The sequence below is a fragment of the Bacillus sp. LR_5 genome (genome assembly GCF_042709275.1).
Genome location: NZ_JAVAXX010000221.1, coordinates 1 through 10,903 on the forward strand (window position 1 = coordinate 1; position 10,903 = coordinate 10,903).

At 42.9% G+C, this 10,903-nt stretch carries 12 protein-coding genes; all 12 read right to left on the reverse strand.

Annotated elements, in window-relative coordinates; all coding sequences use genetic code 11:
* Positions 1-624: M16 family metallopeptidase (locus RAC86_RS28565; protein ID WP_377886283.1), on the reverse strand; the 624-nt coding region annotated here is incomplete at its 3' end.
* Positions 625-663: 39 nt separating this feature from the next.
* Positions 664-1,623 carry a polysaccharide deacetylase family protein gene (locus RAC86_RS28570; protein ID WP_377886284.1) on the reverse strand — a complete coding sequence of 320 codons (960 nt, stop codon included), beginning with the start codon at positions 1,621-1,623 and terminating at the stop codon, positions 664-666.
* Between the two features lie 116 nt (positions 1,624-1,739).
* Entirely contained in the window at positions 1,740-3,857 is a 2,118-nt protein-coding gene (gene pnp, locus RAC86_RS28575) for a polyribonucleotide nucleotidyltransferase (RefSeq protein ID WP_003231897.1), read from the reverse strand.
* A gap of 172 nt (positions 3,858-4,029) precedes the next feature.
* Positions 4,030-4,299 (reverse strand): 30S ribosomal protein S15, encoded by a 270-nt coding sequence (gene rpsO / locus RAC86_RS28580; RefSeq protein WP_003220957.1) that lies wholly within the window; start codon positions 4,297-4,299, stop codon positions 4,030-4,032.
* 156 nt (positions 4,300-4,455) lie between these two features.
* Entirely contained in the window at positions 4,456-5,406 is a 951-nt protein-coding gene (ribF, locus tag RAC86_RS28585; RefSeq protein WP_015252082.1) for a bifunctional riboflavin kinase/FAD synthetase, read from the reverse strand.
* Between the two features lie 18 nt (positions 5,407-5,424).
* On the reverse strand, positions 5,425-6,354 hold the full coding sequence (gene truB, locus RAC86_RS28590) for a tRNA pseudouridine(55) synthase TruB (protein ID WP_377886285.1): 930 nt from the start codon (positions 6,352-6,354) through the stop codon (positions 5,425-5,427).
* An 81-nt stretch (positions 6,355-6,435) separates the two neighbouring features.
* Positions 6,436-6,789 (reverse strand): 30S ribosome-binding factor RbfA, encoded by a 354-nt coding sequence (gene rbfA / locus RAC86_RS28595; protein WP_009967251.1) that lies wholly within the window; start codon positions 6,787-6,789, stop codon positions 6,436-6,438.
* A 16-nt stretch (positions 6,790-6,805) separates the two neighbouring features.
* Positions 6,806-7,084, reverse strand: coding sequence for a DUF503 domain-containing protein (locus RAC86_RS28600; protein WP_003220950.1), 279 nt, complete (start codon positions 7,082-7,084; stop codon positions 6,806-6,808).
* Positions 7,081-9,231, reverse strand: coding sequence for a translation initiation factor IF-2 (infB, locus tag RAC86_RS28605; protein ID WP_014479801.1), 2,151 nt, complete (start codon positions 9,229-9,231; stop codon positions 7,081-7,083). The genes RAC86_RS28600 and infB overlap by 4 nt, the downstream gene beginning before the upstream one ends.
* 19 nt (positions 9,232-9,250) lie before the next feature.
* The gene (locus RAC86_RS28610; protein WP_003220946.1) at positions 9,251-9,553 is read right to left on the reverse strand and encodes a YlxQ family RNA-binding protein; all 303 of its coding nucleotides are present in this window, start codon (positions 9,551-9,553) and stop codon (positions 9,251-9,253) included.
* Between the two features lies 1 nt (position 9,554).
* Positions 9,555-9,830, reverse strand: a complete 276-nt coding sequence (rulR, locus tag RAC86_RS28615; RefSeq protein ID WP_009967250.1) for a glucose-induced regulator RulR — start codon at positions 9,828-9,830, stop codon at positions 9,555-9,557.
* Positions 9,831-9,843: 13 nt separating this feature from the next.
* A partial coding sequence (gene nusA / locus RAC86_RS28620) for a transcription termination factor NusA (protein WP_377886286.1) occupies positions 9,844-10,903 on the reverse strand: 1,060 nt, incomplete at its 5' end.

Sequence of the window (10,903 nt, forward strand, 5' to 3'; positions counted from 1 at the left end):
ATCGTATGACCCGAACCATTTTTCTACATCTTTGATAAAACTGTCAGATATATTGCCCGCTACCGAAATCACCCCTCGGTCCGGCGTATAATAATCATGCATGTATTGTCTGAGAGAGTCACCGTTAAAGGAAGCAAGCGTTTCTTCCGTGCCTAGAATTGGGTAGCCTAAAGAATGATTGCCGTAAGTGGCTTTGCTCAGTAAATCATGTACAATGTCGTCCGGCGCATCTTCATACATTTTAATTTCTTCATATACTACTTTTTTCTCTTTTTTCAGCTCGTTTTCATCAAACGTTGAATGAAAGAACATATCTGCTAATACGTCCAGCGCGTAATTCGCATGCTCGTCAAGCACCTTTGCATAGTAGCAGGTATATTCCTTTGAAGTAAACGCATTGACCTGGCCGCCAATACGATCAAAAGATTCTGCTATCTCGCGTGCAGATTTTGTGCTCGTCCCTTTAAAGAACATGTGCTCTAAAAAGTGAGAAATTCCGTTTATCTCCGGCGTTTCATGTCTCGAACCTGTGCCGATCCATACGCCGATCGCAACAGAACGGACTGTCGGGTTATTTTCCAGCACAATTCTTACACCATTTTGACACGTATATCGTTTAATCAAATTTGTTCCTCCTATTCAAAGACAAGCTGCCTTCATCTGTTACTTCAATAGTCTTGTTTCATCCATTAGTTCAGTGACTGTTCCAAGCGCATATCCTTTGTCTTTTATCTGTGTAATCAGCGCTTCAAGACTTTCCGCCGTAGGGTCAGTCGGATGCATTAAAATCATGGCACCATTATGTATCTTGCTTAACACTCTCGTCTGAAGTACAGACGGAGCCGGCTTTTGCCAATCGATTGTATCAACTGTCCACATGACTGTTCCCATCTGTTTCTCTGCTGCAATGTCGATAACCGCTTTTCTGAAACTTCCGCTTGGCGGAGCGAACCACTTTGGCTTAACGCCGATCGTTTGTTCTATTTGTTCATTAGTCTTGTCGAGCTGCTCGGAAATTCTTCCTGTAGTCAGTTTGCTCATATCCGGATGATTGTATGAATGATTTCCGATTTCATGTCCGTCTTTTGCAATCTTCTTAGCGAGCTGTACATTGTTTCTCACCCAATTGCCTTCTAAAAAGAACGTAGCTTTAACCTGGTGCTTTTGCAGAATAGGGAGCATTTTTTCCAAATACTCATTTCCCCATGCCACATTGATTAAAAAAGCCACCATCGGTTTGTCAGGATTTCCTTTATAAATAGGCTCAGGCTGAAGTGACTCAAGATGAACACTTGGTTTTACTTGACTGTACACCAAATCTTTTTCCCGAAACTCACCATGCTTTTTCATTTTTTTATATGATTGTTCAATATTGACCTTTAATCCATTGTAGCCTGGAATTCTTTTCCATACTTTATCAATTCTTGCATTCTGGGGCTTAACTTCGTACTCCGGCGCTTTTTGAAGCAATTCTTCATATAATTGGTCTTTTGACGCCGTGACAGTCACCGTATCTTTTTTCATTGCCCCTATATAATCAAGTGCATGCGGATTTTCCATCATCTCAAATGAGACAAAAAAAAGAAATAAAAAAACGGCAAACGGTACAAATTTTTTGTACATGTTCTGTCCCCCCTCATTTCACATTATGAAGGAGAGGGACAAGGTAGAACCCGCCTGCTTTTGAAAAGCTTCAAAATAAAGAAGCCGGGTCTCCCAGGCTCCTTTTATGTTTTCATTTAAGATTGTTGTTCTTCTTTTTCTTTCTCTTCACGGAGCACCGCTTTGCGGGATAAATTCACTCGTCCTTGTTTATCAATTTCAGTGACTTTGACAAGAATCTCGTCTCCGATTTTTACAACATCTTCAACTTTCCCTACGCGTTCAAGCGCAAGCTCTGAAATGTGCACCAAACCGTCTTTTCCGCTGAAAATTTCAACGAAAGCCCCGAATTTTTCAATCCGTTTCACTTTACCTAGGTAAAGTTGGCCGACTTCAACCTCTCTCACAAGGTCTTCGATGATTTTTTTCGCTTTTTGGTTGCCGCTTTCATCTGTAGAGGAAATAAAGATTGTGCCGTCCTGCTCAATATCAATTTTAACACCGGTTTCTTCGATGATCTTATTGATTTGTTTTCCGCTTGGTCCGATGACATCGCGGATTTTATCAGGATTAATGGTCATTGTTAAGATCTTAGGCGCATATCGAGAAAGCTCTTTTCTTGATTCGCTTAATGTTGCAAGCATGCTGTTGAGGATTTCCATTCTGCCCTTTTTCGCCTGCTGAAGCGCTTCTTCAAGAATCTCTCTGGAAAGGCCTTCAATTTTAATGTCCATTTGCAGGGCCGTTACGCCTTTTTCAGTTCCCGCTACTTTAAAGTCCATATCTCCGAGCGCGTCTTCCATGCCTTGGATGTCAGTCAAGACAGTGTAATGTTCGCCTGATTTGACAAGACCCATCGCAATACCAGCAACTGGCGCTTTAATCGGTACACCAGCATCCATCATTGCAAGTGTGCTTGCGCAAATGCTTGCTTGAGATGTAGAGCCGTTTGATTCAAGCACTTCTGAAACAAGACGGACAGTATAAGGGAAGTCTTTTTCAGACGGAATAACTGGCTCAAGCGCACGCTCACCCAGTGCTCCGTGTCCGATTTCACGACGTCCCGGTCCGCGCATCGGTCCTGTTTCCCCAACGCTGAATTGCGGGAAGTTGTAATGATGCATAAACCGTTTCGACTCTTCGACACCTAAGCCGTCAAGGATTTGCACATCTCCCAGAGCACCTAGCGTACATACGCTGAGGGCCTGAGTTTGTCCCCTTGTAAATAGACCTGAACCGTGCGTTCTTGGCAAGAGGCCAACCTCTGAAGAGAGCGGGCGGATTTGATCGACACCGCGGCCGTCCGGTCTTACTTTCTCTTCAGTAATCAGGCGGCGAACTTCATTTTTCACCAGCTTGGATAAAATCTGCTTCACTTGCTTGATTGTGTCTTCATCATGTTCTTCATCCTCGAATTTTGCCACAACTGCGTTCTTCACTTCGTTAATGGCATCTTCACGGGCATGCTTTTCATGAACTTGGATGGCTTTCAGCAGATCCTCTTCTGCCAAAGCTTTTACTTTTTCATTAAGCTCTTCATCAATTTCAAAGAGCTTAATTTCAGATTTCTCTTTGCCGACTGCTGCAACAATTTCTTCTTGGAATGCAATCAGGCGTTTAATCTCTTCATGGCCGAACATAATGGCCTCAAGCATGATTTCCTCAGGAACTTCGTCCGCTCCCGCTTCTACCATGTTAATCGCATCTTTCGTGCCGGCAACGACAAGATTGATGTCGCTTTTTTCAAGCTGATCGACTGTCGGGTTAATGATAAATTGATCATCAATGCGTCCGACAGTAACCCCTGCAATCGGTCCTTCAAACGGAATATCCGATACAGAAAGTGCAAGAGATGAACCGAACATGGCAGCCATTTCTGAAGAGCAGTTTTGGTCAACACTCATGACAATGCTGATGACCTGAACTTCATTACGGAATCCATCGGCAAACAAAGGACGGATCGGACGGTCAATTAAACGGCTGGCAAGAACCGCTTTTTCACTTGGACGTCCTTCTCTTTTAATAAATCCGCCCGGAATTTTCCCTACCGCATATAATCTTTCTTCATAGTTTACAGTAAGAGGGAAGAAATCAAGCGGTTTAGGTTCTTTTGAAGCGGTTGCTGTACTAAGTACTGCTGTATCACCGTAGCGGATCATCACAGCACCATTTGCCTGTTTGGCAAGCTGGCCGGTTTCAACAGTAAGCGTTCTTCCGGCCCAATCTATGGTAAAGACATGTTTTTCTTGTCCCATACAATTACGAACTCCTCTCTTCGTTGTGTGAAATAATCAATTACTCCTATTATGAACGAAATGAATTGAACATATCAATGTCAAAGTAGTATGTAAAAGGATTTCAATGATTTGTTATAAGAAATTTCGCTTTAATACGATAAAAAAGCGGGAATCCTCCCGCTTTTTACGATTATCGACGTAAGCCTAGTTTGTTAATTAACTCACGGTAACGAGTTACGTCTTTATTACGCAGATACGTAAGAAGATTACGACGCTTACCTACCATTTTAAGAAGACCGCGACGTGAGTGGTGGTCTTTCTTGTGAGTACGTAAATGCTCGTTCAAGTTGTTAATTGAGTCAGTTAGGATAGCGATCTGAACTTCTGGAGATCCAGTATCAGATTCGTGTGTTTTGAACTCATTGATGAGTTGGTTTTTACGCTCTTGAGTAATTGCCATCCTGTTTCACCTCCAAATCATATTTAGCCCCAGTTACCTAGCAACCGTCGGTGACTTCGGATTGCCAAGCAATGGTTTTAAGACTACGAAAACTATCATACTAAAAATCGCGCCTATATGCAAATATTTTAGAATAAAATTTGTGTGCGTTGCAAGTTATTTCCGCAAATTGCTGAAATAACGGATGGCTTCCTGCTTATCTTTCTCAATTTGCTCAGTTAATTCTTTGATGCCATTGAATTTCCGCTCACTCCGAATCCGTTTATACCATTCGATTTTTATAGCGGCTCCATATACCTCCTGATCGAAATCAAACAGATTGACCTCGATGGAAGGCTGCTCAGGGCGCTTTTCATAAAACGTCGGCTTATAGCCAATATTACAAACGCCATTGTAAACTTCGCCGTTCACTTCCGCTTTTACGGCATATACACCTGTGGGCGGAACGATATAGCTGTTATTTAAACCGACATTTGCTGTCGGAAACCCGATGGTCCGCCCTCTTTTATCACCATGAATGACAATTCCTTTAATAAAATAAGGCTGTCCAAGCAAGACATTCGCCAATTCAACATCTCCGTTTTGAAGCGCGGTACGGATATACGAAGAACTGATTTTTTTATCCTGCTCCGTTAATTTTTCTACCATTGTGCACCCAGCTTTTCCGTCTAAATCATCCGGCATGGTCTTCATTGTCCCCTTGCCGTATTTGCCGTACGTAAAGTCAAAGCCTGCCACTGCGTGCTGCACATTAAGGCCGATAATATACTGGTCTATAAACTGCTTAGGAGAAAGAGAAGCAAACACTTCATTAAATTTAACGACATACAGAACTTCTGTGCCTAATTGTTCAATTTGGTTTATTTTGTCTTCAAGAGGCGTAATCAGATCCTTTGGTTCCTTATCTCTGCCCAACACGTGAGAAGGATGGGGATGAAAGGTCATCACAGCTAATGTCAGACCTTTTTCTTCGGCTATTTGCTTCGCTGTGCCGATTACCTTTTGATGCCCGAGATGAACGCCGTCAAAATAACCTAACGCCATCACTGATTTTGCCTGCTCCTCTTTTATTAAATGATGAGGATGTGTAATATGTATCGTCTTCACAGAACGGTCACCTTTTTTCTATTGTTCGCTTTTTTGCATCAATACTTTTGCCGGCTTTAACAGCCCTTTTTTTGCAGGATGAGGGAAATAGATCGCCAAACATGTTCCGGATTCAGTAAAGACGGCAATACGGTCTTCACTTGTCATTTCAGAAAACTGCTCGGGCGTCTCAAGCAAAGCCCCATTTTCTACTTTCTTAGCTAATGTATCACTTATGATCCATTTCGGCAAATGATTGAGCGCACGTTCAATAGGAACTGTATGCTCTTCCACGGTCCCGGATTGGGCCTGTGCTTCGAGCTCATCAAAAGTAAAGCATTCGTCGAGAGCAAAATCTCCGGATGCCGTACGGATTAAATGAGACATATGAGCCGGATATCCGAGCTTTTCTCCGATCATGACCGCCAGCGTCCTTACATAGGTCCCTTTGGAGCAAGTCACTGTAAACCGGAAGCTTGCGGTTTCTCCATGATGTTTAATCTCAGTCGTCAGGGCAATGTCTTCAATGGTTATCATACGTTTCGGACGTTCTACTTCAATCCCTGCTCTTGCGTATTCGTATAATTTTTTGCCGTTTACTTTTACAGCGGAATACATGGGCGGAATTTGTTCTTGTTTCCCCTTTAAACTGTTTAAAACCTTTTCTACATCCGCTTTATCAATGTCGTGATTGACAGGCTTTGTTTCCACCGTTTCTCCGGTTTGATCCTCTGTTGTGGTTGAAAAGCCCAATGTTATTTCTGCATCATACGTTTTAGATTTTTCAGTTAAGTATTCGACTATTTTTGTCGCTCTTCCTACACAAATCGGAAGCACGCCTGATACTTCCGGATCGAGCGTTCCTGTATGTCCTACTTTTTTTGTTTTTAACAGCTTTCGGATCTTCATGACACAGTCGTGCGATGTCATGCCAACAGGTTTATGTAAAAGGAGAACTCCGTTAACCATTTGCCTTTCACTCCTTCTTTTGAGTTTTTTTCTTATAAACGAAGAAAGAGGACAGACGATATACGCCTATCCTCTCTTTTTTTATTCAGATGGTTTCTCTGAATGTAATTCGTGAATCAGTGTTTCGATCCGATTCCCGTAATCGATTGATTCATCGAACTCAAATTCAATTTCAGGCGTTTTTCGAAGTCTGATGCGGCTGCCGATTTCGGATCGGATAAATCCTTTCGCTTTTGCCAGCCCTTTCAGCGCTTCTTCCCGTTTTTTCTCGTCACCGAGAACCGAGATATACACCTTTGCAATTTGCAAATCACCTGATACACGTACATCCGTTACTGTCAGAAAACCAATTCTCGGGTCTTTCAGCTTGCGGCTGATAATATCACCGAGTTCTTTTTTCATTTGCTCGCCGACACGGTTTGCTCTCATACTCAATTCAATCACCTCTAAGTTAAAACCACTCTGTCCTAGTGATCGTCCGTTCAATTTCAGGAAAAGAATCGATAAACGCTAGGACGCGCTGCAGTTCTTTTTCTGTTTGAACGCGAGAGGAAGAAACAGCGGCGATTCCGAAGCTGGTTCTTTGCCAGGTGTCCTGATAGCCAATCTCCGAAATCGAAACATTGAACTTGTTTTGAACCCTGGTTAAAATCCGCTTCAGAACGGCACGCTTTTCTTTTAGCGATCCTGCATCATAAATGATGCATTCACACTCCGCAAATCCGATCACGTTCTTTCAATTTCTTGCATGACAAACGCTTCTAGGATGTCACCTTCACGAATGTCATTGTATTTCTTAATTGTAATACCACATTCATAGCCTTGTGAAACTTCTTTCACATCGTCTTTAAAGCGTTTCAGAACATCTACTTCGCCTTCAAAGATGACGACGCCGTCACGAATTAAACGGAGGCCGCTGTCGCGCGTAATGGTTCCTTCAGTAACATATCCGCCGGCAATTGTACCGATTTTAGATACTTTGAATGTTTGGCGTACTTCTACTTGACCAATTACTTTTTCTTCATATTCAGGATCAAGCATACCTTTCATGGCAGCTTCAATCTCGTCGATTACTTTGTAAATGATACGGTGAAGTCGAATATCTACATTTTCAGCTTCAGCCGTACTCTTAGCATTTCCGTCCGGTCTCACATTAAACCCGATAACAATTGCATTGGAAGCAGATGCCAAGATAATGTCAGATTCAGTAATCGCACCAACGCCTGTATGGATGATTTTCACTTTAACGCCTTCTACTTCAATTTTTTGAAGCGCAGCCGTTAAAGCTTCAGCAGATCCTTGAACGTCAGCTTTTACGATGAGGTTGATGTCTTTTACATCACCTTGCTTAATTTGCTCGAATAAATCATCAAGACTGAGCTTCGCTTTATCGCTGCGCTGCTCTTCAAGCTGTTTCGAAGCACGGGCTTCACCGACAGAACGAGCTGTTTTTTCATCCTTAAAGACAAGGAATTGGTCTCCCGCTTGAGGGACATCATTCAAACCGGTAATTTCAACCGGAGTTGACGGGCCGGCAGTTTTCACACGGCGGCCAATGTCGTTGACCATTGCACGGACACGGCCAAATGTATTGCCGACTACGATCGGATCACCGACATGCAGTGTTCCAGTCTGTACGAGCAACGTCGCAACTGACCCTCTGCCTTTATCGAGTTCAGCTTCAATAACCGTTCCTTTTGCCTGACGGTTCGGATTCGCTTTCAGTTCCTCTACCTCACTGACAAGCAAAATCATTTCAACGAGCTCATCAATGCCTTTTCCAGTTAAAGCGGAAAGCGGCACAAAAATGGTTTCTCCGCCCCAAGCTTCAGGGACAAGTCCGTATTCCGTCAGTTCTTGCATCACACGGTCAGGGTTTGCGGATTCTTTATCTATTTTATTCACAGCAACGATGATTGGAACCTCTGCTGCTTTTGCATGGTTAATCGCTTCAACTGTTTGCGGCATGACACCGTCATCGGCAGCTACGACAAGAATCGTAATATCAGTTACTTCTGCACCGCGTGCACGCATTGTTGTAAATGCGGCGTGGCCCGGTGTATCCAAGAACGTGATTTTCTTGCCGTTCTCTTCAATTTGATAAGCGCCGATATGCTGAGTGATTCCGCCTGCTTCCCCTTCAACAACCTTTGTTTTACGGATGCTGTCAAGAAGCGTTGTTTTCCCATGGTCAACGTGGCCCATGATTGTCACGACAGGAGGACGAATTTCAAGATCCTCTTCATTATCAGGCTCTTCGTATTTTTCCAGCTCTGTTTCTTCAAGCACAATGACCTCTTCTGTTTCAACACCATATTCTGATGCAATGAGTTCGATTGTGTCTTTATCAAGCTCTTGGTTAATGGTTGCCATTACGCCAAGAAGCATCAGCTTTTTAATGATTTCTGAAGGCTCTTTGCCAAGCTCTTCAGCAAGTGCGCCAACTGTTAAAGTGCCAGAGAATGTAATTTTCTCAGGAAGCTCTTTTTTCGGCTTTACAGGCTTTTGCTGATGTTGGTTTTTATTATTGTTGTTGTTGCGTTTATTTTTTTTGTTGTTGTTATTCTTCTTGTTTTTGTTAAATTGATTATTCTGCACGTCATTCTTCTTTCCGTCTCGAATTTTATTTGGTTGATTTCCAGCTGATTGCTGATTAACCCCTTGTGGCTGTTTGTTTTTGTTCGTTTCTGCTGGCTTTTGAGATTTAGCAGCTGCGCCGCCTTTTTTATATTTGGCATCTAGCTTTTTAATGGCCTTTTCTTCAAGCATGGCCATGTGATTATTCACTTCTAAATCCATGTTCTTCAGTGCGGTCAAAATTTCCTTACTTGAAACATTTAACGCTTTTGCATATTCGTATACTCTCATTTTAGCCATTCGTTCACCCCCAAAAATATTAATCGAGCAAGCTGATCAGCTTATTCGCAAAACCTTGGTCAGTGACGGCGACAACGACACGGGCTTCTTTACCGATAGAGCGTCCAAGAACCGCGCGACTCTCGACTTTTTTATAAGGGACTTTATAATAATTGCACTTGTCAGTTACTTTTTTTGCTGTGTTAGATGATGCATCCTCTGTAAGCAGGACAAGCTTTGCACGCGCATTCCTGATTTCTTTTATTACCAAGTCTTCGCCTGACACGACCTTACGAGCTCGATTGGCCAGACCCAGCAAGGGAAACCATTCCATTCCAGACATTTTATTTTTTCACCTTTTCCGCCAGTTCCAGCAATTCATCGAAAATCTGGTCATCGATTTGTGATTGAAATTGATTTTGCAAAGTGTTTTTCTTTTTTGCTGCTAAGATGCACTCTTTATCCAGCGTTAAATAAGCACCCCGCCCATTCTTTTTTCCGGTCGGGTCTACTGAGATTTCGCCTTCTTTCGACCGTACAACTCGGATCAGTTCCTTTTTAGGCTTCATTTCACCAGTCACTACACATTTGCGTAATGGGATCTTTTTGTGTTTATTCACCTAAAGTCACCTCTTATTCATCCGATTCAGCAGTTTCAGGCTCCGTAAAGAGCGGCTCATCATCTTCTTCAAGTTCTCTCGGATAGATTCCAAGTTCTCTTGCGTCCGTTTCGCTCTTAATATCAATCTTCCAGCCTGTCAGTTTAGCAGCTAAGCGTGCGTTTTGTCCTCTTTTGCCAATTGCCAGAGACAGCTGGTAATCAGGAACAATAACAGTTGTCGCTTTTTCTTCTTCATTAACAATGACATCAAGCACTTTGGAAGGACTGAGCGCATTCGCGACAAATTCTACAGGATCACTGGACCAGTTGACAATGTCAATTTTTTCACCTTTTAATTCATTGACGATTGCTTGCACACGCTGGCCTTTAGGCCCTACGCATGAACCGACAGGATCAACGTCAGGATCATCTGTGCGAACAGAAATTTTTGAACGGTCGCCGGCTTCTCTGGCAACAGATTTTAGCTCGACAGTTCCATCATAAATTTCAGGCACTTCAATTTCAAACAAACGCTTTAACAGGCCTGGATGTGTTCTTGACACATAAATCTGCGGGCCCTTCGTTGTTTTTTCTACTTTTGTGATATATACCTTAATGCGGTCATGGGGCTTGTAGCTTTCATTCGGCATTTGCTCATTAACCGGCAGCAAGGCTTCTATTTTGCCTAAAGACACGTAGATAAATTTATTGTCCAGACGCTGGACGATCCCTGTCATGATGTCTTCTTCACGGTCGATAAATTCAGAATAGATCACACCGCGCTCAGCTTCGCGCACACGCTGTGTGACGACCTGCTTCGCTGTTTGAGCAGCTATGCGCCCGAAATCCTTAGGTGTAACTTCGATTTCGACGACATCGCCGACCATATATTCCGGATGGATGCCCTGTGCCTCTTCAATTGAGATCTCTAATCTCTGGTCGTATACTTCGTCAACGACATCTTTTCTTGCAAATACACGGATGGAGCCAGTTTCACGGTTTAGATCCACCCGTACATTTTGCGCTTGATTAAAATTCCGCTTATAAGCAGAAATTAACGCAGCTTCGATTGCTTCGATGATAATTTCTTTA

Excerpts from the sequence above, each read along its gene's own strand:
- RAC86_RS28570 (WP_377886284.1), bottom strand. The coding sequence starts at position 1,623 with ATGTACAAAAAATTTGTACCGTTTGCCGTTTTTTTATTTCTTTTTTTT.
- pnp (WP_003231897.1), bottom strand. The coding sequence starts at position 3,857 with ATGGGACAAGAAAAACATGTCTTTACCATAGATTGGGCCGGAAGAACG.
- rpsO (WP_003220957.1), bottom strand. The coding sequence starts at position 4,299 with ATGGCAATTACTCAAGAGCGTAAAAACCAACTCATCAATGAGTTCAAA.
- truB (WP_377886285.1), bottom strand. The coding sequence starts at position 6,354 with ATGGTTAACGGAGTTCTCCTTTTACATAAACCTGTTGGCATGACATCG.
- infB (WP_014479801.1), bottom strand. The coding sequence starts at position 9,231 with ATGGCTAAAATGAGAGTATACGAATATGCAAAAGCGTTAAATGTTTCA.
- RAC86_RS28610 (WP_003220946.1), bottom strand. The coding sequence starts at position 9,553 with ATGTCTGGAATGGAATGGTTTCCCTTGCTGGGTCTGGCCAATCGAGCT.